This is a genomic window from Streptomyces hebeiensis (genome assembly GCF_052983195.1).
Window position 1 is genome coordinate 3509790 of sequence record NZ_CM129812.1, and the last position, 24576, is coordinate 3534365.

The 24576-nt window shown below is 67.2% G+C and carries 13 protein-coding genes; 2 read left to right on the plus strand and 11 right to left on the minus strand.

The window, feature by feature from the left end; genetic code table 11:
* Positions 1–40: 40 nt before the first annotated feature.
* The 6 genes from ACU6P3_RS15345 to ACU6P3_RS15370 form a co-directional block, all read right to left on the minus strand.
* Entirely contained in the window at positions 41–2191 is a 2151-nt protein-coding gene (locus ACU6P3_RS15345; protein WP_447197594.1) for a UvrD-helicase domain-containing protein, read from the minus strand.
* Positions 2192–2307: 116 nt separating this feature from the next.
* Positions 2308–3660, minus strand: a complete 1353-nt coding sequence (locus tag ACU6P3_RS15350) for a hypothetical protein (protein ID WP_447197595.1) — start codon at positions 3658–3660, stop codon at positions 2308–2310.
* A gap of 119 nt (positions 3661–3779) precedes the next feature.
* Positions 3780–4550, minus strand: a complete 771-nt coding sequence (drmC, locus tag ACU6P3_RS15355; RefSeq protein ID WP_447197596.1) for a DISARM system phospholipase D-like protein DrmC — start codon at positions 4548–4550, stop codon at positions 3780–3782.
* A 13-nt stretch (positions 4551–4563) separates the two neighbouring features.
* Positions 4564–6498, minus strand: coding sequence for a DrmB family protein (drmB, locus tag ACU6P3_RS15360; protein WP_447197597.1), 1935 nt, complete (start codon positions 6496–6498; stop codon positions 4564–4566).
* Positions 6495–10337, minus strand: a complete 3843-nt coding sequence (drmA, locus tag ACU6P3_RS15365) for a DISARM system helicase DrmA (RefSeq protein ID WP_447197598.1) — start codon at positions 10335–10337, stop codon at positions 6495–6497. Before drmA ends, drmB begins: the two co-directional genes overlap by 4 nt.
* 353 nt (positions 10338–10690) lie before the next feature.
* A complete protein-coding gene (locus tag ACU6P3_RS15370; protein WP_447197599.1) occupies positions 10691–11470 on the minus strand; it encodes a site-specific integrase in 780 nt (259 codons plus the stop codon).
* Between ACU6P3_RS15370 and ACU6P3_RS15375 the strand changes: the two genes are divergently transcribed.
* Complete coding sequence (locus ACU6P3_RS15375) at positions 11405–12463, plus strand: type IIL restriction-modification enzyme MmeI (RefSeq protein ID WP_447197600.1); 1059 nt, start codon at positions 11405–11407, stop codon at positions 12461–12463. The genes ACU6P3_RS15370 and ACU6P3_RS15375 overlap by 66 nt on opposite strands.
* A 7-nt stretch (positions 12464–12470) precedes the next feature.
* On the opposite strand, the gene ACU6P3_RS15380 is transcribed toward ACU6P3_RS15375, so the two are convergent.
* The 3 genes from ACU6P3_RS15380 to ACU6P3_RS15390 all read right to left on the minus strand — a co-directional run bounded on the left by ACU6P3_RS15380 (position 12471) and on the right by ACU6P3_RS15390 (position 21803).
* Positions 12471–16769 (minus strand): Eco57I restriction-modification methylase domain-containing protein, encoded by a 4299-nt coding sequence (locus tag ACU6P3_RS15380; protein ID WP_447197601.1) that lies wholly within the window; start codon positions 16767–16769, stop codon positions 12471–12473.
* Positions 16769–20017, minus strand: a complete 3249-nt coding sequence (drmD, locus tag ACU6P3_RS15385; protein WP_447197602.1) for a DISARM system SNF2-like helicase DrmD — start codon at positions 20015–20017, stop codon at positions 16769–16771. The genes ACU6P3_RS15380 and drmD overlap by 1 nt, the downstream gene beginning before the upstream one ends.
* Positions 20018–20147: 130 nt before the next feature.
* On the minus strand, positions 20148–21803 hold the full coding sequence (locus ACU6P3_RS15390) for a serine/threonine-protein kinase (RefSeq protein ID WP_447197603.1): 1656 nt from the start codon (positions 21801–21803) through the stop codon (positions 20148–20150).
* Positions 21804–22397: 594 nt separating this feature from the next.
* Between ACU6P3_RS15390 and ACU6P3_RS15395 the strand changes: the two genes are divergently transcribed.
* A complete protein-coding gene (locus ACU6P3_RS15395; RefSeq protein ID WP_447197604.1) occupies positions 22398–23153 on the plus strand; it encodes a hypothetical protein in 756 nt (251 codons plus the stop codon).
* An 84-nt stretch (positions 23154–23237) separates the two neighbouring features.
* Here ACU6P3_RS15395 and ACU6P3_RS15400 read toward each other — a convergent pair whose 3' ends face one another.
* Complete coding sequence (locus ACU6P3_RS15400; RefSeq protein ID WP_447197605.1) at positions 23238–23708, minus strand: DUF5615 family PIN-like protein; 471 nt, start codon at positions 23706–23708, stop codon at positions 23238–23240.
* On the minus strand, positions 23705–24349 hold the full coding sequence (locus ACU6P3_RS15405) for a DUF433 domain-containing protein (RefSeq protein ID WP_097251353.1): 645 nt from the start codon (positions 24347–24349) through the stop codon (positions 23705–23707). The genes ACU6P3_RS15400 and ACU6P3_RS15405 overlap by 4 nt, the downstream gene beginning before the upstream one ends.
* Between the last annotated feature and the right edge of the window lie 227 nt (positions 24350–24576).

Below are 24576 nucleotides of genomic sequence, written 5' to 3' on the forward strand. Positions count from 1 at the left end.
GCATGGGGCCGGCAGCCATGGCGTGCGGGATCTACGAACACTACGGGCGCGGGTTGACGACCGGCGCCAGGAACGGGCTCGGCGCCCCGTGCCAGGACACCCGCAGCGCCTCGCGCGCCCGCGTGCACGCCACGAACAGCAGGTTCAGCTCGCCGTTCAGGTCCTCCTGGTGCTGCTGGGCGTCGACCTCGACCGCGGTGACGGCCGACTTCATCGGCACGGTGCCGTCATTCACCCCGGCGACGGCGACGCAACGGAACTCCAGCCCCTTCATCCGGTGCATAGTGCCGATCCGGACACCGGCGCCACTGCGCCCGGCACCGAGCAGGCACGCGGCAAGTCCGGCCTGCTCCAGGGCCAGGGCGATGTCCCGCCCCAGATGGACGTAGCGCACTGCCACCCCGATGTCCTCCGCCTGCACCCCTGCGCCGGTCCAATCCCGCACACGGGCCACCAGCGCCTCGATCTCCTCAGGCTTTGTGGCATACCTGACCGTCTCCGGCCGCTCTCCGTGCATGGTGGAGCGGTATCCCGCCAGCGTCTCGCTCCCGCCGTCCATGTCGTCCGGTTCCTCACCGGTCAGCAGTGAGGCCGACCAGGCCAGGATCTCCTGCGTGGTGCGGTAGTTGATCCGGAGTCGGTGCGAGCGGCCGACGACCTGGACGCCGAGCGAGCGCAGCGACACCCGGTTCCCGTAGATCCGCTGGTAAGTGTCACCAGCGAGGAACAGATCGTCCTGACCGGGAGCGACCAGGGCCCGCAGGAACCGCCACTGCGCGGGGTGTAGGTCTTGCGCCTCGTCGATCACGACATGGTGGTACGGCCTCTGTTCCCGGCCGTCCAGGAGACGTGCCGCCTCCGCACACACCTGAAGGAACGTCCACTCGCCGGCCTGGCGCAATTGCTCCTCGAACGCGGTGACAGCCCGCCATACTTGAAGGCGTTTCAGCGGCGGGAGCGCGGTGCCACGGCCGGTGCGCGGCGCCTTCAGGTACTCCTCCGGTTCGGTCAGGGCCTGCGCGAGGACGATCTGACGCCACTCCTGGTCGAGAAAGACGTCCGTGAAGTCGATCCCCAACCGCTGCGCGATGCGCGTCCAGCGGGCGGTGATCTCCTTCTGGTCGGAGACCAGTTTCAGTGGGGCGCCGCCGCGCTCCGCCCGGACGATCTCGTTGGCCAGGGCGTCGACGTTGACCACCCGGATCTTCGCTCGGACGTTCTCCTCCTCGACCAGCAGCGTCAGACAGCGCTCCAGCTCGGCCGCAAGATCCCTGGTGAAGGTGGTGAGCAGAACGCATCCGTCGGGGGCCTCCTCGGGCAGTTGCCGGGCCAGGTGGTACGCCCGGTGCAGGGCGACCACCGTCTTGCCCGTGCCAGGCCCGCCGGTGACCCGGGCCGGCCCGGCGTAGCCCTCGTGGTACGCCACCCGGTACTGGCTCGGGTGCAGAAAGACCCGCCAGGCGTCGAACGGCCGCTCCAGGATTCCCTGCAGTTCGACGGGGCCCGACACGAGCGCGACCCTGCCGCGGGAACGGGCCATCGCGGTGCCCAGCTCGTCACCGTCGTCGGCCGCGGGGGCCCGCGCAGCGGTCCGGGCGTACGCCTGCACCAGTTCCCGGTCGATCGCCTCGGGCTTCATGCCGGTCGCGAGCCCCAGCAGTACGTCGTACTGATGCTCCGGCAGCACCTTGTGCAATGCCTCCAGATGATCCTCGTCCGGGATCAGCCGGATGATCGGCAGGATCTCCTCGTCCACACCGAGGCTGCGCAGCACCTTGTCCGGGTAGTCGGAGGCGGGGAACAGGCGGGTCGGTTCCTCGACGGCCAGCGCTCGCAGCCCCGCCGTGGCCCGTTCCAGGGCCACGTCGTTGCGTATCTCGATGCCTTGCGTCGCCTCGTTCACCGACGCGCGGTGCTTGGCGGCCCAGTCGTTGGCCTTGTCATGGGGAAGCACCTTGAGCAGCAGGTAACTGTCGCCCGACTCGCCCCTGAGGACGACGCCGCGCCAGAAGCCGGTGATGCGGATGGTCCGCAGCCGCGGATCTTTCTGGTGAGTCAGCTTCTCCAGGTGCAGCCCAGTGTGCGTGGCTGCCGCGAACTTCTCGAACACCTCGAAGACCCGCTTCTGGACTGGTTTCTCCAACGCCGCGAACTCCAGCAGGAAGTCCCGGTGCATCCCCAGCGTCGCCATCCGCGCCCCCTCCAGAAGACTACGATCACCTTACTGACCGGCTCCGATTCGCGAGACCGGTCCGTACGTGCCAGGGCAGCCGGATCGCCTCGATCGCCGTCCGCCTGCGGCGCGGGTCAGTTGACTCGGCGGTTGCCTGGCGGAACCTCGCTCCGGTGCATCCCCACGACGACGGAGCCCGGCCCGTTGGCGGACAGGCTCTCGCGTATTAGGTCGATGACGTAGTCCCAGCCGGTGCCGCGCGTGCCGATCCATCCGTCCCTGAGCAGCGTGGTGAAGGTGGTGTTGTTCAGGTACCGGGGAACCGACTCCTCGACGATGCGTGTCCCGCCGGACGGCCCGTCGGCCTCGGGGCGTTGAAGCAGTTCCTGGAAGTGCTCCCGCGTCAGATACATGCCGGGGATGAGGGCGGCGGAGTTCATCATGAAGGGAGTGGTTCGGCACAGTTTGACCATGCTGGGCGTGGGGACCAGGCGTGGATCCCCCAGCGTCGTCGGCCCCTCCTGGCTGGTCCGAGCCCACTCGTCCTCGGCCTTGCACTGGTCGTCGACGGTCTCCATCCGCTTCAACTCCCGCTCGCCGGTGGCGTCGTGCCAGTACACCCAGCCGGGCCCGCTCTGACGCATCCGCTTGTACTGGACCATGGCCACGCTTCGGGCGTGCTCGTTCACGTAGATCATGTCGACGCCCATGACGGTCTCGGCGTTCGTGCGGTTGGCGTTGTACACGAACAGCCGATGGTGGGACTCGGAGCTGCGGCGGTAGATCCGCCAGCCGACCTGCACGGCGTCTTCACCCTCCATGCCAGGAAAGCGAAGGTAGTCGTGGACGATCTGCTGGTCCTCGATCTGTCGGAGGGCGGGCATCCCTTCGATGAAGGGGACGGACCGGGAGCGAGGATCGTCCCCGCCGAGCGGCTGCTGCCACGCTTCGAGTGGATCGCGGTCCGCGCCGAACGTCTCCATGACGGTACCCAGCGCGTCCTTCTCAAAGCTTCGCTGTTCTCCTTCCCGCCCTGTCGGAGGATTGGCACCCAGGCTGTTCTCCAGGTCGTCCAACGTCTCGTTCAGTTCCGGCCGCAGGTGCCGGATGGCGGCGAGCAGATTGTCGCCGGCCGCGGGTGACAAACGACCGTCGTCCTTGAGAAATCGGCGGCTGGCCCCCATCGCGCCCTCAAGGTCGACGAGCGGCAGCGGAACACGGAGTGCGGTGAAGTCGCGCGCGAGCAGGGCGCGTTCGTAGGTACCCGACCGCCTGCCCGGGAAGACGCCGCCCACCCCGATGATCCTGCGCTGCTCATAGCGGGCGTGACGGTCCGTGAAGAAGGCGAGGCACCAGACGCGCGGCTTCCTCCAGTCTTTGTACGGATACGCGAAGGTCCGCTCACCGCGGGTCAGCCATGCCGGAGGCTTTTCGGGGAGCCGCTCCGTCATCAGCGCGGTGCTGTGCACCAGAGCGACGGCGACCATTTGTGACCTCCTGCATCATGTGAAACCGGAGGCTCAATTGTTGGCCAGGTTCCGGCCTTCAGGGCTAAGTGGCCGTCAACCGGCCATGCAAATGGCGGTGATTCGCCGGTGACGGAACTTCATCGGGTGCCTGGCCACCGTGCGAGAACCCCTCGGCGCTGCAACTCCCTTATGTGTTCCGCCATCCGTCCTGGCATGGGGCCACCGTTCAGCAGGACGCCCGCCTCGATGTTGCGCTCGGCGCCGGCCGCAGTGAGGTTGGCGCTGGAGAGGAAGAGGATCCGGTCGTCGGCCACCGCCAGTTTCGCGTGCAACCGGCTTCCGGGAGTGGGGCGTTGACCAGTCGGCCAGTGCCAGAGCCGCAGGCCCGGTACGCGGGAGAAGGCATCGGCCGGCTCACGCCCGGAGAGTAGCCCGCCCGCGCCTTCCAGCGTCTCCACGACGATGTCCACTGTGACGCCCCGGGCCACGGCCTCGGACAGCGCTGCGGTCAGCGGTGCGTACGAGCGGGCCGAGTAGGTCACGGCGACGAGCCGGTGCTCTGCGGCGCCGACCACCTCCGTCAGCACCTGGGCGGTGGCGCGGCTGGGTGTCCCAGGCGTGGAAGGGCCACTCCACACCGCACGGGCCTCGGTGTCCTCGCGCTGTCGGGTCCAGGCCGCTGCGTAACCCCGCAGATACGCCGCCGTCTCCGCCGAGGGAACGCCGTCCTCGGTCATCGACGCCAGCAACGCCGATACGGCTTCCAGCGCGGCCGGCGTCTGGAGCCTGCCGAGGATGTACGCCGGGGAGCGGCCCTGGGAGAGGAGCGTGGCCAGCGCCTTAGTCCGTGTGGGCCCGAGCGAGGCGGCGGCCGTCGCTGCCGCCGCCTCGAAGCGTCTGCGGCTCACCGAGTCGATCCGCTCACCCGAAGTCCGGGATGAGGGCCAGCGTTTTCGGGTCGCCTGCCAGGTGGGTGATGAACCGCCGGTCCAGGAACCGGTTGCCGCGCTCGCACGTCGTCTCGGACACGAACAGGCAGGAGTGGCAGGCGGCACCGTGCAGGAAGTCCTCCGGCGCCTTGGGAAGACGCTCGCCGCACAGCGGGTCCGAGGAGCACCGCCCCGCCTTGTACAGCGCCGTCCGCACGATCCTGGCCAGCCGGTTCTCACCGGTGCTCGGGTCCTGATCGGCGAGGGAGACCAGCCCGCCGAGCGTGCCCTCCGAGTCCGGGACGGCCGTGTAGATGAGGATTCCGGTCCGCCGTTCCTCGGCGTCGCCGCTGTAGATCCGCTCGGCCAGACTCGCCGAGTTGTAGCCGCACTCCATCGCGATGGTGCGGATGAGCAGATGGGAGAGCGTGTGAAGGGCGATGTAACGACTGCCCGGCCAGCCTTGCATCAGGTCGGAGGCGTCCTGGATCCGTTCCGACCTGCGGTGCTCACGGAACCGACCGAATGCCGCGGCGTGTGCGGCGAGGGCGTCGCTCGACGCGACCCGCTGCTCCCACTGCTCGATCAGGTGATCGTCCACCCGCAGAAACAGCCCCTCGCCACGCACCTCGCTGGCTGGCACCCAGTCACGTTCGCGCCGCCCCAGGTCGACGCGGGTGACCAGGCCGGGGTCCTCGGGATCGGGGGCGTCCAGCCGAGTGAAGCCGATGAGGGCCCGCACCTCGCGTAGCCGCTCCACCTGCCGCACCTGGGAGAAGACGGTGGACAGCGGCCCACTGAGCGAGGCGTCCACGAGCGCGAAGTCCTCGGTCGGATCGGCGGTCTTCGCCGCGGACAGCACCTGCCACTCGGGGGTCAGCAGGTCCGGAGGGCCCGGCGGCTGCTCGGTGTCGCCCGCATCACCCGACAGGGCCGCGCGGTAGGCGGAGATGGCCTGCCAGACCTGTGCCGGCTCGTAGTCGCGAAGGTAGCGGTGGTGCTTCGACTTCTTGGCGAACATGGCGATCTCCGCCTCGTCCTCGAAGTCCTCCAGATCCGGCCAGCGTTCCTCGACGAGCTTGCGCAGCGAGTCGGTCCCGGTGTCGGGCAGTGCCAGTGCGCTGAGCGTCACGGGGAACCACTGGTTGGACGCGCCCACGACCAGCAGATACGGCGTCTCGTCGCAGGTGTCGTAGACGCCGTCCCACTGCGGGTGCCGGCCACGGCAGCGGGGCAGGTTCTCTCGGCCCTTGTCGCCCATCGCGTCCCGGATGTTGCGTTTGGCCTTCTTGCACACGAGGCATTCGAGGGAGACGTTGGCCGCGAGGTTGCCTCCGTTGTCGCGCATCCTCAGCGTCGGGTACGTCGTGTCGGGGCAGGCGCGGCCCTCGTGCACGAACTCCGTGTACGGGAACTCGTCGAGGTGGCCCTTGGTGCAGGCGAGCGCGAAGCGGGCGGCCACGGCGAGGGGCTTGCGGCCCTTCTTCTTCCGGTAGCAGGTCTCGTGGTAGAACCGCGCCTCGTCAGGGCGGCGGGCGTTGTTGTTCTCGAACCCCCACTTGCCCGAACCCAGGGAGGCCAGCTCATTGCACGCCGTACAGCGCAGCCACTGCGGGAAAGGGGTCACGGGCACGCCGATCCGTGCCGCGTTCCCCTTCGGGTCTGTGTCGGTGCCGGGGATCCACGGGGCGGCGCGCAGTTCGCCCACCTGGTTCGGGCCGTAGCGTCGCAGGGCCCGGTTGACGGCCCCGCGGAGCCGGGGCTCCTCGATTACCGGATCGGGCACACCGGCGTAACTCCAATGGTCGAGGCCCTTGACCATGACGGAGAAGTTGGGCAGGTCGACGAGGGCGCCGACGCCGCCGGTGAACATGAGGTGGCTCGGCCGTACCGCCCCCACCCGCCTGAAGTATCCACCGCTGCTCATGACCGCCGCCCCCTGGCCGTGCCGTTGTCGTCGCCGTTCCCGTCCGGGTCCGGCACCTCGCCGAGTTCGTCGCCGCTCGCCGTATCTGGGCCGTCGCCGTTCTCGGCGGGTGGTCCGAACTCCCAGGCGTTGCCGGCCGGGGCCGACAGCACGGTGTCGGCGGACAACAGCATGTTGATCTCGTTCTCCGTCTCGCGCATCGACTGCGGGACGGTGAGCACGTCCCATCCGCTGCCGTCCGCGTTGCGCAGCAGGCCCAGCACCGTCTGCTTCTGCCGGGTCTGGCCCCGGTAGCCGAGCCTGCCCTGCTCACCCTTCTTGGCCGTCCAGGCGTCACGCAGGGCGTCTATGCGTTCGGCAAGGTAGCCGCGCGCCCGGTCCCCGTCCACGGCCTCCGCGCGAGCAAGCAGCCGCCGCTCGACGTCCTGCACCCGAGGGTCGTCGAGGTCCACCCCCTCCGCGTCCACGTTGTCGGAGAACTCGTCGCACGCCTGCCGCACGGCGGAGACGTACGTGGCGGTGGTGCCCCGGTCGAGCGCCCGCCGCGTGAACGGGGTCACCGACAGCGCTTCGACCTGCCGGTAGAACGTCGCGTGGTAGTGCTCGAAGTCCTCGAAGTGGGCAAGATCCCGGGGCCGTGCCCAGTTGTAGAGCGTGATCACGATGCCCGGTCGCTCGGCCTGACGTCCGACACGGGAGGACGCCTGAATGTATTCGGCGGTGTTCTTCGGCTGCCCGGTGACGACCATCAGGCCGAAGCGGGAGACGTCCACGCCCACCTGGAGCATCGACGTGGCCAGCACGTGGTCGACCGGCCTGCGGTGCAGCGGGGCGGGCAGGACCCGCGGCTCACGGGCCCTCCCGGCATCCCTGAGCTCGTCGACAATCGCCTTCTTACGCACCGACGTGTCGTGCTCCGGGTTGAACCCGATCTCCAGCCGCTTGAGGGTGGCGCTGATCTCCGCCGACGAGATACGGGAGGTCAGCTCCTGGAGGTTGAGCATGTCGGTGTCGCGCAGCAGACGGTTGGCGATGCCCCGGCGGCGTCCGTTGGCCCGCAGACGGCTCGGCACGTCGTCGTCCAGGACCCGCCGCATACCGGCGAGTTCCTTGGTCGCGTTGAAGTACCCGACCACCGTCATGTACGGATCGGCGGGAGCGCCGTAGAGGTCGAACATGTGCTGCCCGGCGAGCAGGAGGATCTCTGCGACACGGATCTCGGCGGCCTTCATACGCACCCCGTGCGCGCAGACGCCGTAGTAACGCCTCCCGGGGTTGTCACGGGTGACGTCGACCTGTTGGGAAAAGAAGGTGTCGCCGACGTCGACCACCTGCGGCGGGAAGATCGCCAGGTCCCGGGCGAACACGCCAAGCACCTGCGCACGGGCATTGCGAGTGGTGGCTGTCGACGCGACGATCTTCGGCCCGGTGTCCCTGAGCTGCCCGTGGGAGTCCTTCGCCCGCCAGGTGCACAGCTGGTCGACGGCCGACTCGAACAGCCCCACTGTGGTTCCCAGCGCCCCGGAGATCAGGTGCAGCTCGTCCTGGATGATGAGATCCGGGGGCCGCAGCCGCCGCGGCATCGGTCGGCTGGTCACGGCCTTGTGCCGGTCCTTGGCGTTGTGCCGGGACCCGCAGCCGATCTCCTCGTCGAGGTCGTCGTGGCGGTAGCCATGCCGATCGCAGTAGGCACTCACGCGCCCGAACAACATGCCCGCATAGCCGCGCCACGGCAGCTGGGCGAGCTTGTCCACAGTCGCGATCAGCAGGCTAGGCACCAGCCGGTAGATCTCCTCGTCGACTGTGAGGATCGGCAGCCCCTCACCCCGCGCCCGCATCCGGGAGAACGGACAGGGTTCCGCGTCCTCCCCACGCGGGCAGTACACGATTACGCGCCGCCGTACGTCGTCCGGTGCCACGTCACGCCACGCGCGCAGTTCCTCGCCGCACCATGGGCAGGACAACACCTGGAGGACGTTCGCATGACGCCCTGAGGCGGACTCGTTGGCCTCGGCGATCTGCTGCGCCGCGTCCCCGTACCAGTTTGGCGAGACACCGGCACCAACCCACAGCCCGATACGGAACGGCCTGCGGCCCCAGATCTCCTCGTCCTCCCTGCGGAGCACCTCCGTCGCACACACCAGGGCGGAGGCCCGCTGGAACTGCTGGGCCGTCAGCAGCCGCAGCGTGTAGCGCATCAGTACGGCAACGCCGTCCCGCCCCTCGCGGGCGTCCTCGCCCTCCCCGACGACCTTCTGTAGCCGCCGGATAGCGAACGTGTAGGCCGTGAGACCGAGATACGCCTCCGTCTTGCCGCCACCGGTCGGGAAGAACAGCAGGTCAACCGTGGCGGTGCTGTCCGCCCTGCGCTCCTTGTGCGCGGGGGCGGTGAGGGAGCACAGGTTGAGCAGCACGAACGCCAGCTGGAAGGGGTACCAACTCGCGGCCACAGGACCGCGCGCATCGACCTCAGCGTAGGCCGCAGCGTAGGTGGGCGGCTTCTCACCGCCCTCGGCCCGCAGCGCGGCCGTCGCCGTGGCCCGCCGCTGCATGGCCATGGCCCGGTTGGCGAACCGGAAGGCCCGCAGCGCGTCGCGGTCGGTGTGCAGCAGCTCGATGCCGAGGGCGATCCGGCCGCACGCGTCGCGGGCCTCCTCGACCGCCCGCAGCGCGGTGGTCCGCAGTTCGCCCGACAGCGACTCCGCCTTGGCGGCCTGCTGTTGCAACCAGCCGTCGTAGCCGTCGGCCAGCGGCTGCAGGGCCTTCAACAGCTCGTCGCGCCGCTCCCAGACGGCCAGTTCGGCGAGCTTGTCCATGCTCACCTCAAGACCGGCGAGCAGCGGCTGCCGAGCCGTGTTCGGCGCGACCGTGGCCGGCACGTCCTTTACCGGCAGCCAGGTCGTCTCCAACCTGACCGCGCGCCGCCCCTTCGGCAGAACACTCGCGTGCACGGCGACGTTCCGCCCGTGCGCGTGTTTCAACTCCTGCCGGTACAGCAGCCGCAGATGCTGTTCCTCGGGGTTCTCCAGGATGTGGCCGGGCTCGTCGGACAACGGGTCGTCGATCGGCAGGAAGACGCTGGACTGCCCGTCGAAGGAGGTGACTTCCAACTTCGTCTGGAACAGCCACTGCCCGTCCCGCAGTTCGCGGGACTCCTCCAGCGCATTGATCAGCGATACGTCGACGAAACGCAGGTTGTCCGCGCCGTCGACGGTGCCGGGGCGCTCCCGTACGTGAACGCTCAGTCGGATGCAGGGAAGGTCGGGGTCGCTGTCGTCGACGCCCTCCAGAACCTTGTGGACGGTGCCCGGCGAGTCGACGGGAATGTCCACCTCGTACCGGACTGGCTCCCGCGACCACGCTCGCACCGGTTTGCCGTCGTCGGTCTTGCTGTCGCTCTGCCGGTACCGGCCCCAAGAGGCGATGACACTGAGCATGCCCACATCGGCCGGCACCAGGAAGCTCAGCCCCATGGACGACGCCCACAGCCGTCCGGCGGCCTGCGGGGTGAGCCGCTCTGCGAGCTCCGGGTCCCGCCCGTCCCCCTCAGCGCTGACCTCGGTCTCCGCCTGACCCGCCGCGACCTTCACGGGAGCGTCGGTCGGCGCGGGCCGGGGCCCTAGAAGCCCGACGAGGTACCGGTCACGGGGCCCCGCACTGTGCGGCGCCAGCGCCTCGGTCTCGTCCCCCCACGGCCCCAGCAGATCCCGCGAGATCAGCCCGCCGAGTTCCTCCCGGACGTCGTACGACGTCCGGGACTGGAAGGTCTGCGGGACCTCGTCCACGGGGTGGGGAACGCCCGGCTCCGGAACGGGGGCGTTCTGTGGTGACGACGGCATGCGCGTATCCCTCCCTGGGTGCGGACCGGCAACCGCGAACAACGATAGAGCGGTCCACTGACAGAGAGGGGTCACGGCAGAGAAGGCAGCCCAGTATGACGCGCTACGCACGCAGTGCCGGAGCTACTCAGAGACGACCGTGCTCTTTCAGCTACACCCCAGCACACTCCGCTGAGAGTTGAGGAACTCAGACTAGGGGACAAGCGATCAGCGGTTGGGTTCGTGAGCGCATTGAGCGGTACGGCGTGAGCGGGAGCAGACGATCGCGTTGCTTGCCCCAAAGGCACGCGACAGCGTTCTCGTTCCCCAGTGACGGCTGCAAAGGCTCCTCGTATTGCGGCCAGGTGGGACGCTCAGGCTCGTGCTTCCTGTCGGCACGACAGGCACTGCTTCGTTGTCTTCCGCCCCTTGGGCCGTGATGCGCCAGGGTCAGCTCCTGGAAGGTCATGTACGACCACGTGAACACGATCGTCCCCGATGGCCGCGTACCCGGCTGTGGTCGCTGGAGAGGCGTGGCGCATCAAGCGCTGAGTCATGAGCAGATCTCTGCCGGACGAGCGGTAAACCATCGTTCCGTATCGGTGTCTCAGCTGGTGGTACCGCATGCGGATGCCGATCTTGGCTGCGATACCGGCAACAGTACGGGAGACTGATTCAGGACGTGTACCTTCCCAGAATCTGCCGTTTCCTGTCATATCGAGTGCCTTCATAACGACCGGCGGTACAGGGATAGTGTCCGTGCGTCCACCCTTTCCTGTGACGCGGAGAATTGCTGTGCCATCATCGAGGACAGAGATGTCGCCCCGGGCAAGCTTGGCTGTTTCGTGCGCACGAAGCCCGCAGAAGGCTCCCAGCAGCACCCACACCTTGGGCACACCTTGTGTGTAGCTCATGATCCGGGTGAGATCTTCCTCCGGTAGCGGATGCGGCGTAGATCGCGGAATGGCAGGTTTTCGTATTCCTGCTATCAGATCAGCCCCGAGCCATTTCCCGAATGCCTGGAGGTGGTTCAGATAGGTTCTACGCGACCACGGACGCAATGGGCGTGTTGCGAAGTAGGCGATGACGTGATCGACCTTCAACAGCTCGACGGCTACGCCGGCGAAGCGAGCGATGGCCTTGATGCATCGCACACGGGCCCCGATGGTGCTGGCCGAATAGCCGTCTGCACGCTGCGCCTCGATGAACCTGTCGAGTGTCATGTAGAGATTTGTTCTGCCGGAGGCGCTACCGCTAACGTGGCGAGTAGAGCTTGGCTGATTTTATTCGAGAGCCGTCCAGAATCACCTTCTTTCCAAATTCCCCGCTCGCCTGATATGGCGCAACTTTCGTCCTTATTGGGTCGAAATGTCGAGAAAATCGGCTACTCGGAAGTTTTTGCCATCGTCGAGAGAGACGTCAAGCCCGAACGACTCAAGAACAACCGCAAGACCTATCGTGACTATTGGTGGCAATATGCAGAAAAGCGACCTGCCATGGTCGGCGCAATCAAGGGGCTTGACCGTGTTCTGGTGGTAGCGCGGGTGAGCAAGACTGGGTTGCCGCTCTTCGTGCCCACTGGTCAAGTCATGAGCGAACAAACCGTGGTCTTTGCAACTGATCGGACTGCGCACCTAGCGCTACTCAGCAGCGGTATCCACTACGCCTGGGCGATTGCACGAGCGTCAAGCCTCAAGGGAGATCTTCGGTACACCCCATCTGATGTGTATGAAACGTTGCCACAACCGCAGGCGACGGAGCGCATGGAGGGTGCGGGCGAGACATTGGAAAATTTCCGTGGTGCGACCATGATGGAGCGACAGACGGGCCTGACAAAACTGTACAGTCTAGTCCATGACGCATCTGTCCATGACAGCGACATTGTCGCGTTGAGGCATGTGCATCGCGAGATCGACGAAGCGGTACTGGAAGCGTACGGCTGGCAAGATCTCAATCCCTCACACGGCTTCTACTCGACACGGCAAGGTGAACGGTTCACGGTCGCTTCTCCCGTTCGGTCGGAAATTTTGGATAGAGTGCTGGAACTCAATCACGCATTCCATCGCTCTGAATCTCCCGCGCGCCCCACAACGGTCACAGCATCAAAAAATGCAGGCCAGGGGAGCGCGAGTGACACTTTGTTCTAATGAAGACTCAGAACAATGCATCCGAAATCGATTCCGGCGCTACCCCTTTTTGTGCAGATTTCTTCTGGCGGTTACTCCCTACTTTTGTTCCTCCCTGCATCATTTCATGATTCAGGGAGAGCAGGAAATCGAGCGCTTCAACGGACCATGCCGGTGCAATAGTGTAGCGGACACCCTGTCGGGTTTCGTAAAATCCATGAATAAGATTCACGTCAGGGATTCCGTAGGTTTCAGCGACCGCTTCATCAATAGTCCGATGGATTTGACGAATGCTTTCGATGTCGCCATCCCTCACGTTTGGGTCATGAATCAGGTTGTAAAGCTTGGTTAGCCCTAGATGGCGCGTCTCCATAGCTAGCGAGCGGCCCTTGTTGAGCTCCTCTCCGAGATTCCCCAGGCTGGAGAATTCTTCCGGAATCGGAAATGTCTCAAAGCAATCGGAAGGAGTGTATTGCAAATCAGATTTCAGTGTCGCTGAATACTTCCATGCCCATTGGGTGTGAATGTTCGAGTTCAGCAAGGCCAGCCATTTGAAATCGTCGGTCGCGAACACCACGATCTTCTCGTTCAGTACCTGACCTGCGGGAACCATAGTCGCAACAGCGGTTCGGCTCACCCGCGCTACCACCAGAACACGGTCCATGTCTGCGATGGCCTGGTACAGCCTGGGAGCTCGCTCGGCATATTGCCACCATCTCTCACGTCGCACCTTGCGGTTGTTCTTGAGTCGTTCGGGCTTGACGTCTCTCTCGACGATGGCAAAAACTTCCGAGTAACTCCGGGCCCGCTCCTCGCTCCAGTCATGGAAGTTGATCACCCAGCGGCTGGCTGAGCAGTCTGGGCGGGAGTTGAGGTCCTCGCCGTTGAGGTAAGGGAAGAGGACGTCCTTGTTGCGTGGGTCGCGTTGGATGAGGTCGTGGGCCTGTTCGGGGGTGAGGACGAACCCCTTCCCCAGGACGTTGGCTCCCTGGAACGACTTGCCCTTGTTGGCTAGCAGACGGTACGGCCGCCCCGAAACCCGAGACCGCGGATCAAGCGACGAAGTGATACCCCGGACCACGACATCGTCCAGTACCCGAGTGGCCTCAGCGCCCAACCCCGGCCTGGTAGTCCAGACAGCGCAGTACTCCAGTGCCGCAGACCGCGAAGGCCAACGCGCGCTCTTCACCGCTCGGCGAACCTCGATGCCGTCGTCGAGTAGTTGGTCGAGTCCGACCTCCCGAGTGTCGCCCTGGGCAAGGGTGTTGGTAGCGATCAGGCCCGTCTGACCGCGCTCGCTCAGCAACTGGTGGGCTCGGAGCTCGAAGTACGCGACGAGGTCCGCGCTACCCCGCTGCCCACGCCCCAGCCCAAGCACGAGGTACTCGCGGTATGCCTGACCCAGAGTCCCCGTCAGTTTCTGGCCTCCGAGGAAAGGAGGGTTGCCGATGATCGCGTCGAAGCCGCCCTGCTCGGCCTCAAAGACCTCGGGGAACACGAGAGGCCAGTGCACGGGCAGACGGACGAAGCCGTCCGCGGGGAGGTCCTTGCTCAGCCAGTTGAGAGCCCGCGTCCGAGCATCGTGGATCACGGGGTCGGAGTCACGGACCGATTCAGAGGCGACCATGCCGGCCAACTCCGCAGCCTGGATGTAGGTAGCGCTCTGCAACGAATCGCCGCCACCCGCAGAGGCGAGGCCCGCCCCCGTCGTCAGGTCACCGATCAGCCGCAGGCGTTGCAGGTGCTCGTTGGTGGCCGCGAGCAGGCGTCGCTTCTCATCGAGGTCGGCGATGGAGTCGCTGTGGATGCCAGCGATGGCCTGCCGGTTGTCTGCCGCGCCGTGGACACGAGCGCGCGCCCGCTCGGTCCACCCCTCTTCGAAGGTTCCCCGGTGGAGTTTGCGCCCCGCCGCCGGATCGAGATGCACGCTCTCGATTTGCTCCAGGTTGGCGATCCCAAGCAGCGAGTCCCCCGCCACCAACCGGTCGTCCAGAAACGTGAACGGGCGTTCCGGGTCCATGGAGATCAGCCACAGCGACAGCTTGGCCATCTCCACTGCCATGGGGTTGATGTCCACCCCGTACAGGCAGTGTTCGATGATCAGGCGCCGGGCGCGGACCATCACCGGGTCGCTCTCCGCGTCCGCCGCCGTCATGGCGCCCGTCTGGTCGCGGTGGCTGCCACGGAAGGCCAGGGCCTCCTCGTCCTCCGCCTCGACCCAGGCGTCGACCAGACGGTCGGCAAGGTAGCGACAGGCGGCGACCAGGAAGGCGGCCGACCCCATCGCGATGTCGGCGACCTTGAGCTTCAGGATGTCGTCTGCGCCGATGAGCTTCCACTGCTTGTCGTCCGCCGTCTGGAGCGGGCCCGGGCGGTAGACGAGTGGCTCCAGTGCTCCCACGGCGACCTGCTGGGCCAGGACACGCGGCGTGTAGTGGGTGCCGGTGTTCTTGCGGAGGCGGGATTCTGTGACGTACAGGCCGTCCTCCGGGATCACCACCGGCAGGCCGCGCAGGTCGTCGCGGAGGAGACCGTGGAAGGGAAGGATGCGCTCGGCGAGGTCGCGGTCGTTCTCGGTGACCGCGAGCAGGCGGTGGACGGCCTTGCCCCGCGCCTGGTCGTCGCCGGGAGCGAGCAGCTTCTCCATCTTCGACGCCGCTGCCGGCGGCTTGGGGTCCTTGAGGTGCTCGTACAGCTTCTTCGACAAGCCCGGGAGGTTGGGCTTTTGGCCGAGGACCGCGCGTGCGCCCACTCCGAACGGGGCGGCCAATTCCTCCAGTTCGGTCAGGCTCACCTCGTGTTCCAGGCCAGGCTTGCCCATGAGCCCGAGCACGGTGTCCTGGGCGCGCTTGCCGTCGTACGAGAGGAGGCCCTCGTACACGTAGCCGATTTGCTCGACGTCGAGGGCGCGGAAGGTCAGCCGGCGCCGCTCCCTGTTGACGACGACGAACTGCACCGAGTCGAGGACGTGCAGGACGGTGCGGTCATCGATCGGGAGGAGGGAGGTGTGGCCGTCTGCGGCCCGCGTGGCGTCGTCGTCCGTGGCGTCTGCGCCCTCCGGCACCGCCTCCAGCCAGGGAAAGCGCTTCGGGTCGAAGATCGAACCGTCGTACGCGGGCAATGTGAGCAGCGGGTGGTCCACTCCGCCGTGGACGGCATGGAAGAGGGCGATCAGCCGATGCCAGGCGGCGGTGGTGTGGTCCAGGGAGTCCTCGCCGTCCGCGCGGCGGCGTTTGTCCAGCGTTTCGTAGAGCCGGCCGGCCGAGTACGCCTCCGCGTACAGCTCGTTGTCCGCGGGCAGCAGGCCCCGTTCCTCGGCGAAGAGGAGGAAGACGACGCGCATCATGACCGCGACGGCGCCCCGGTAGACCTCGCTCGCCGGTACGCCTGACAGTCCCTTGCCACCGCGTTTGACCATCCGGGCCTCGGCGCGGCCGATGGAGTCCACCAGGAGTTCGACGGCCTGACGGACCTGGATGCCAAGCGCCTCGGTGACGTCTTCCTGACCGTCCAGACTCTCGCGCAGCAGCGCAGGGAGCAGTTCGTCCGCCGGCCGTCCGAAGAACCGGCCGCGGCGGAGGAGGGACACCCAGGCGCGGACCGCCACCAGGTCGGCCGCCTCGTTCCAGGCGATGGTGTCGAAGGTGGCGCTCGTCGTGACGCCGCCGGGCGGTGCCCAGACCAGGGACCACCAACGGCCGTCGGTGACCAGCCCCAGCTCGACGCCATGGTGGCGCAGGACGTGGGCGAGCCGGTCGACTCCGCTCGCCGCCCAGGAGTCGTCCCTGATACGGCGGGTCGGCACGGTGTCGGGCGGGAGGACCAGGCCGAGGATCGGTACGTGCTGGGCGGTGCCAGCAGTATCCGGTTCGGCGGTGGGGTCGGTTCCGGGGCGGACGAGCGCGAAGTCGGGGCGGACGGTGGTGTCGGACCCGGGCGGGCTGACGACGAACCGGTCCAGCAGCGTGTCGTCCTCGGCCAGGCTTTCGCCGCCGTCGCCGAACTGTCCGGCGCCCTCCCGCAGATGCAGGGCGTCGTCCCATTCCAGCAGGGTGCGCAGCTGGAAGCCGATCCAGTCGAGGCGGCCGGCGCCCTTGCGGTCGTCCTGCCAGATGCCGTGGTGGAGGCGGATGTCGGCGCGGCGCCCGCTGGGCACACCTTCCAGCTGTGGCCAGCTGCGCAGCAGGACCGGCAGGGTGAGAAACGGGCCGGACACCTCTACGAGGTTCAGCCAGTCCAGGTGCTGCTGCTTGCCGTCGGACGCCTTGGCCGCACGGATCGCGGCGGCGGAGGGGCGGCGGCCGCCGGAACGGGGCGCGGGGGTCATCAGTAAGCCTCCTTGGCAGGGATGACGAAGACGACGGCGACAGGGAAGAGATGATCCTGCGGCTCGCGGTAGCGGGCGGCGATCGCGGCGAGTTCACGCTCGCGTTCGTCCTCCACGCCGTCGAGCCGGGCCCGCCAGCGTTTGCGGTCGTCGGCAAGCTGGCGGCGTTCGTCGGGATCCTTCAGCTCGTCCAGGCCGAAGAGCGTGTCCATCCCGGCCGTCGGGGAGGCCGCCGTGGCGGAGGTGGTCTCGCCGAGCCGGTTCCGCAGAGTGCGCTGGAGACGGTCGAGGGTGGCGTTGATGCGCTGCTCCTCATCGGCCTGGCGCTCGGCCAGCCGGTCCATCAGGGACGCCTTGCGTTCCTTGCCGCGCGCGTCGACGGATTGGGTGAGGCCCTCGTACGTTTTCGGCCAGCTCTGCTGGAGGCGGTGGAGCAGGCGCTCCTTGGCGGGGCGACCCTCGGTGAGCGCACGGTCCAGGATCGAGGCGACCGCCTCCACGCCGCGCAGCCGTCGCTGCCAGCCGTTGTCGCCGAGCCAGCCGCCCGCGTGCAGGATCTCCTCGTGGAGGCGCTGCCCGTCCGTGCCGACCAGCACGAAGCGGGCGTACGCTCCGACGAAAGTGGTCTCCAGGGCCGGGTCGTCGCTGACGACGGCCGTGATCCGGCGCAGGTCGACGTTGTCCGCGTTCCATACGGCCGCGCGCAGGAGCCGCGTCGACATGGCGACGAGCGGATGGTTCAGATGAGCCAGCACGATGTCGGGGCGTCCCGAGGCTGCCTGCGCATCGAAGGTGACCGGGCGCAGGACGTCGGGGCGCAGCTTGTCGGGCAGGCCACGCGTGGCGCGCTCCCAGGAGCCGGTAAGCGGCGGCACGGTGTACAGGCCCTGCCGGAAGTCGTCTTCGGACGGCGCGTTCTCGTCGAGGCACGGTACGAGGGGCTGCTGGCGGGCCAGGTTCAGCGCGGTGTTCACCACGCGGGCGACCCGGTCCGGGGTGATGCCGAGTTCCACGGTCGTCTGCTTCAGCTGGGCGCTGAGCCGTCGCACCTGCTCAGTGACGTTCTGTTCGGCATCCACCTTGCCGCCCGTGGGACGACCCTTGATCTTCTTCGCTCGGGCGTGCTCGATGTCGAAGTCGCTGAGCTGGCCCGTCATCCGCAGCTGTACCTTCTCGGCGAGTACGGCGTTGACCTCGCCGAGGTCCTCCTCCATCTGCGCGACTTTCCTCGCGATGCGGGCGAGGAACTCCAGGTCGGCCTCGTACACGTCCGTCCTGGCTTTGTCCCAGGCGGCGCCGACGAAGTGCATGATCTGCGGGTTGTATCGCTGGCCGTAGCGATCGATGCGGCCGATGCGCTGTTCGAGCTTGTTGGGGTTGAACGGGATGTCGTAGTTGATCAAATGTCGACAATGATCTTGGAGGTCGATTCCCTCGCTTGCGGCGTCAGTGGCGATGAGGATGCGTACCGTGCCCTCGGGGCTGGTGGGCTGTTCCTGGAAGGCGAGCCTGATCTGCTCGCGCTCGTCGGCATTCTTCCCGCCGTGGAGGGTGAGGACGCGGCCCTCCTGGGCCAGGCCCTCCTGCTGGAGCAGGTTCAGCAGCCAGTCTTGGGTGTCGCGGTACTCGGTGAACACGACGACCCGCTCGTTCCCCCAGGTCCCGCCGGTGAGGCAGATGGCCTTGAGGGTCTTGACGAGCTCCTTGGCCTTGGCGTCAGGGGACGCCTGGTGGGCCTGGCCCCAGCGGGCCATCCGCTCCAGCAGCTCGGCCTCTTCCTCGGAAGATCCCGGGGTGACCGTGGCGGCGCGGGTGATCGCGTCGTGCTCGGCCTCGGCCAGCTCCTCGTCGTCGAGCTCGGCGGCGTAGTCCTCGTACTGCGTGATCCACAGCGGGGTCTCGACCGGGGCCGGAACCTCTTTTTTTCCGCCTGACTTCGCCTTGGCGCGTACCGATTCGAGGTGGACGCCGACGGTGTGCGCGAAGGCGGCGGGAGAGGAGAACAGCCGCTTCTTCAGCAGCAGGGTGACCAGGTCGACGGCCTTCCGGCCGCCGCGCCGGTCGGGGGTGACCCGCTTCTTGCGCAGTTCTGCGTAGCGGGTGAGGAGGGCGTGGATCTCGCGCTCGGTGTCGGGGTACTCGACAGGCAGCGCCTTCGACTCGCGGACGTGGAAGCGGGGGTTGCCCTCCTCGTCGGTCACGGAGGTCTTCAGACGTCGTACGACGGTGTCGTCGAGGGCGGCCTTGTCCGGCTCGCCGCCGCGGAAGAAGCGCTGGTTGTCGATGAGTTCCAGCAGGGCGGTGTACGACTCCTGGTAGCCGTTGTGCGGGGTGGCGGAGAGGAAGAGCCGGTGCTCGAAGTGGGGGGCGAGACGCCGGATCAGCTTGGTCTGCTGGGAGTCGACGGCGTAGATCTGCTTGGGCGCGCTCGGGGCGACATGGTGTGCCTCGTCCAGGATCAGCAGATCGAAGGTACGGCGCCCGGGGCGCCCCGGCAGCTCCGTCGACCCTCCCGGGGGTAGCACCTCGTCGATAAGCCGCTGCGCCTTGGGCGTGCGCAACCAGGGGAGGCTGACGATGGTCAAGGGGAACACTCGGAACGGGTTGGCGGCGCTGCTGTGCGTGCGGCGCAGTTCAGCGCAGCAGGCAGAGTCGACCACGGTGAAGTCGAGGCCGAACTTGTCGGCCATCTCGTCGCGCCACTTGAGGGTGAGCCCCGCTGGGCAGACAACCATGACGCGATGGGCCCGGCCGCGCAGCCGCAGCTCCTCGGCGACCAGTCCGGCCTCCACGGTCTTGCCGAGACCGACATCATCGGCGAGCAGCAGATTGACGCGGGGGGAGCCGACGGCGCGAGCGACCGGTTCCAGCTGGTACGGCTCGATGGCCACCCCTGACCGGAAGGGGGCCTGGAGCGTCTTCACGTCAGCGGAAGCGACGGCGGACCAGCGGACGGCGTCGAGGAAGGCCGCGAGCTGCTCCGGCGGGTCGAACGTTCCGGTGGAGGCGTCGGGAAGGGAGCCCGCGGGGAGGACGCGGCGCCCCGGCTCGACCTCCCATATCACGGAGAGGGTGTCGCCGTAGCGGCCATCGGCAACGGACTGTAGATGCACCACGGTGACGTCGCCAGCCGGGGCGGCTTCGACTCCGGACACCACCCAGTTCTGGCCGCGTACCTGGACGAGAGCATTCTCCTTCGGCGGCGCGACGATTGCGGAGGCTTCGGAAGTACGGGTGGTTCCGGGCATGCGGACATCCTCCACTATCACTATCGGCGAGACGGCGGTGCCTACCGGAGTGCCTCATATTGACGAGCGATTCGTTCGTTGACCTAGATCACATACTTTCCCTCCTGGTTGTGGACGGGGCGTCGGCGAGTCACTGCGGGAGGCGGAGCGCGCGGGTCAGTCTGCCCAGGCGGCTGACCAGACGCTCCACCTCGGCATGGGCGGGATGGTCGGGAGGCAGCGCGGTCCGTTGGTCGTCGGCGAGGTGGCGCAGAGCCTCCAGGGCTTCACCAGCCGAGCCTGAGCCCGCCAGGAGGGTGGCGATGTCCCGGCGGGTCTCCAACACCTCCGGATCCAGCGGGGGAAGCACCTCCTTCTGGAGATCGAGTGCCTCGCGAAGCTCCAGGAGGGCGGCGGAGTTGTGCCCGAGCCGGCCAAGGCAGCGGGCCGCCATCACCCGGCAAGCCGCGAGGTCCGCGTCCGGCGCGGAACGGGTCGACACGAGGGTTTCCGCGAGCTCCAGGCAGCCCTCGCGTGCCGCTTGCAGTTCCTGCCCTTCGAACTGCAAGCGGAGGATGGCCAGTCGGCGGGAGACGACCTCCGGATGGGAGGAGTCGAAACGGGGCAGCACCTCGTTGAGATCCCTGCCCAGCAGCTCCAGTGCCTGTGACAACCGTCCCTCTGCCGCAAGGCGTTGCGCGCGCTCGCGCAGGTCCGCCGACTCCGCGGGCGACCCGGCCCCGGAGGTGGATGGCGGTTGCGCTGGCCGAACGGAAGGTTGTGCAGTTGCGAGCGGGGCCGGGGCCTGCTCCGGAACGGATGCGTGTGCTTTGTCCGAAGGAGGATCGTTCGGAAGGTCGCTACCATCGTGCGGCAGGCGCGCGGTGGCCTTGCCGGGCCTCGGCGTTCCGGCGCGGGCGGCCTTCGGCACCGCCTGCTCGGCCCAGGGCGCGAGGGTCTCCCGGACTTCGGCTGCGTCCGCCGGCCGGTCCTCCGGGCGCTTCGCAAGTAAGCGGGAGACCAGGTCGCACAGTTCGGCTGGTGCGTCGTCACGCAGCCGTTGCAGTGGTACTGGAGTATCGGCGATGTGCTGGACCACCAGGGCCAGCGGCTCGTCGGCCGTGAACGGCGGTCGTCCGCCCAGTATCTCGTACAGCACGCACCCCAGTGCGTACAGATCACTGAGGGGAGTGGCCGCCTGCCCCTTGCCTTGCTCTGGAGAGATGAAGCCCGGAGTTCCGGCCACCATGCCCGCGTCGGTCAACCGTGGCCCGTCCGGTGGTTGCAGGGCGGTGGCGATACCGAAGTCGAGGACGCGTACTGTGCCGTCTGTAGTGAGCATCACGTTGCGGGGCGTCAGATCCCGGTGGACGAAGCCGCGTCCGTGAGCCTGGACCAGCACGGAGCACACCTGGGCGCCCACCGCGGCGGCCCACTCCACGGGAAAGGGTCCGCGCTGGGCCACCAACCGGTCCAGCGTGTGTCCGTACACGCGCTGCATGACCAGATAGAGCCGACTCGCTCGATGGGTGCCCGCATCATGGATGACCGGTACGTACGGATGCTCCAGCTTGGCCATCAGTCGTGCTTCTCTGGTGAAGCGGACGACAGCGGGGTCCTGCGGATCGAGCCTGCGCGGCATCTTGGAGACAGCCGTCCGTGGCGTCAGCAGTTTCACCGCCACAGACCGGTCCAGCCGCTGATCGTACGCCGCCCACACCTCGCCCATGCCACCTCTGCCCAGCAGCTCCGCCAGCTCGTAGCGGCCGTCGATCAGTTCGCCCCTCGTCAGGTGCTGGTCCCTCATCGTCTTCCCCGCGCCCTTTTGTCGCCCCGGGTTGCCGGTGGTCGCGGAGAGGCCGAGCCATACGGGGCCTCCCCAAGGTGTGTACGCACCCGGTCCGCCTCGAACCATCACGGTGGGTGCATGGTCGCTAACGATCCTAGGTCAGCACGAGAGGACCGGGGAGCGGACGAGTAAACCGAAGGTCTCGAAGCTACCGAAATCCTTCACCGGCGCCCCGCTCCACGAGAGTTCCCTGCACTCAGGAGCGGTGTACGACTCACGGTGCTACGCCTCAAGGGGACGGGACAGAGTACTGGGGACTTTCACAGACGCGCCGCGTGTACAGGTTCGGGGCAGGTCGCGGGCTGGCGAGATTGGCCCTTGCATCGTGTGCCCTGTTGTCCGTGCTCTCTACAGTGCGGCTCCTGACCACGTATCAAATCGGGAACCTCCGGCTGTCCGCTCCAGACGACACCAGTCGTCTGAAGGCCGCTTGCGGTCCAGGTCCGGTCACAAGTCGTCATCCGGCACACGGGCAGCCGGCACACGGGGCGGCCACGCCAGCATGGATTCCACAGTCGTGCACGAGAACACGGTGCAGCGAAGGGTGAAGCCATGGCCAAGCTCACGGAGAAGCAGAAGCGGCAACGAGCCGCCAAGCGTGCTCTGCGCTCGGCCCTCGAAGCCGAAGCGGATGACCGGCGACGCCACGAGCGGGATGAGCAGTGGGAGCGAGAAGGTACACGCCTCAGCTGGGCGGAGTACGTGGCTGGTGAGCCCTGCCGCGGTTGCGGACTGCCCATGACGGATGAGCTGGGGAGCTGGCCACCCCTCTTGAAGTTGTCCGAGGCGGAGAAGCTCGAATACGAGGAAGCCAACCAGAAGTTCCGGGAGCGGCATGTCGACTGCCGGGACGCCCGGTGGACCGTCAGCGGTTCTCGGGTAACGCACTGCTGTTTCTGCTGCCCGCCACCACCGATGGGGCCGAAGCAGGTGGAGAAGCTCGCAAGGTTGTTCGCTTCCTGGCCCTCACGGGAGGAACGCAAGAAGGATCTCGATACTTGGGACCTCACTCTCCGTTGCGACCATATGGTGCCACACATTCAGCATCGCGAGCACAGCTACGTTTCTAGCAGCGTCGTCGACTGCCCAGAGTGCGGGGAGCGTCGCGGCGTAGTGAGCAGTGAGCGGGTAGGGCCGGCATATCGCGATGACGGGACCATCCGTGAGCGGGCGGCAGCTGATCAAGAGAGGCTCGCCCAGGAATTGGCGGCCGCCGAGGCGAAGTTGACCCGTCAGCAGAAGAACGCGGCGGCAACCCAACGCCGCATCGCCGAACTCCAGGAAGAGCTCGGCAGTGAGTCTTGGTGATACGAAGCGCAGGCGGCGGTGCCAGATCATTTCCCGGCAACACTTCCATGGGGTACCGGCCGGGAACCCTCGTGTATCGAGGCGTCAGGACTTGGTGGTCGAATCGCGGCCAGGCCAGTGCTTCGGCGGGGCGACGGCCGGGTCCGTGATCTGGAGGCGCTTCTGCCGGGTTGGGTCGATCGACGTCAGAGAGACGAGACGCTGGCCGTCAGCTGCTTCGAGTTCGGACAGGGCGTGAGGAAGGGCCGCGCAGACGGTGGCGATCGCCGTGCCCAGGCCCACCAGGCCACCATGCTTGTTGTTCTGGCGGTACTCGATGCGATGCAGGCCCGACTGTGCGATGGCCGCCACTTCGAGTGGCCGGCTGAGCTGCTTGGTGTCGTTGGTGATGACGACCTCGAAGCCGTCGGCCTTGGCCTTGGCGTACAGCTCAATGTCCTTCGTGCCCGTCCAGCCCTTGAGCTCGTGGACGTGGACGACATCATGTGCCTTCAGCAGGATGCGCACGATCTCGGCCATGGGACGGGGCACGTTCTCGTCGAGCAGCAGTTTCAAGCGACAACCTGCCGGGGCTCGCTGCTGCCATAGCTGTCGACGTACTCGCTGAAGTCGGCGGCGTCCCGGGCGGCCTCGGCCGTCACGCCTGGGTAGAACTCACCGATCTGGTCCGGCGGGATGCCGTCTCTTACGAGAGCAGCGACATCTGAGGCTGGGATCCTGGTGCCTTGGATGACCGGTTCTCCGCCGCGGACCGACTCGTCGACCGCGACGTGCTCACGGGGGGTGAGCAGAGCGGGAATGCTACGGCCGTCCTTATAGAAGGGCGCGAGAACATCCACCATCTGGTGGATGACCACGTTGCCCCCCTTGATCAGGTCTACGGCGTGGTCGGGTTCAGCCAGATAGATCGTGTCCGGGCCCGCGACGAGTTTGTACGAGGAGAGGTGCTCCCACTCCCCGAGGTCTTCCCGAAGCGTGTTCAGCGCACGGCGGATCTTCTGCAACGAAGCTTCTTCGCGCAGCTGCACGCAGATGCGGAGTGCGACAACGTCGCGGAACGAGTAGAGGATCGGCCTCTCGCTGGAGATCTCGGGGACGAGCACGGCGCCTTTGGGCCCGGAGGCTCGGCGCCAGTGGGACAGCTGGCGCAGAGTCGCGCCGGAAAGAGCCGCGGCGAGTTTGGGTTCGTATGACACCGCGTGCCTCCTTCCGTCTCCCGCCCTCATCGATATCGGCCTGAACGTACCCCATTCTCCTGGAGGCCACGCGGCACAGAAACCGAAGGGCCCATTCAGGGTGAGCCGGGGACGCCTGACGCCCCCCATGCCGCACAGGCCGCTGCCCGGGAATCGCCACGGGCCGGCACACGTCCGTGGCATTTTCGGCCACCCACCGGCGGCGCTTAGTTGCGCCGCGTAACCTC

Excerpts from the sequence above, each read along its gene's own strand:
- ACU6P3_RS15345 (WP_447197594.1), bottom strand. The coding sequence starts at position 2,191 with ATGGCGACGCTGGGGATGCACCGGGACTTCCTGCTGGAGTTCGCGGCG.
- ACU6P3_RS15350 (WP_447197595.1), bottom strand. The coding sequence starts at position 3,660 with ATGGTCGCCGTCGCTCTGGTGCACAGCACCGCGCTGATGACGGAGCGG.
- drmB (WP_447197597.1), bottom strand. The coding sequence starts at position 6,498 with ATGAGCAGCGGTGGATACTTCAGGCGGGTGGGGGCGGTACGGCCGAGC.
- drmA (WP_447197598.1), bottom strand. The coding sequence starts at position 10,337 with ATGCCGTCGTCACCACAGAACGCCCCCGTTCCGGAGCCGGGCGTTCCC.
- ACU6P3_RS15380 (WP_447197601.1), bottom strand. The coding sequence starts at position 16,769 with ATGACCCCCGCGCCCCGTTCCGGCGGCCGCCGCCCCTCCGCCGCCGCG.
- drmD (WP_447197602.1), bottom strand. The coding sequence starts at position 20,017 with ATGCCCGGAACCACCCGTACTTCCGAAGCCTCCGCAATCGTCGCGCCG.
- ACU6P3_RS15390 (WP_447197603.1), bottom strand. The coding sequence starts at position 21,803 with ATGAGGGACCAGCACCTGACGAGGGGCGAACTGATCGACGGCCGCTAC.
- ACU6P3_RS15395 (WP_447197604.1), top strand. The coding sequence starts at position 22,398 with ATGGCCAAGCTCACGGAGAAGCAGAAGCGGCAACGAGCCGCCAAGCGT.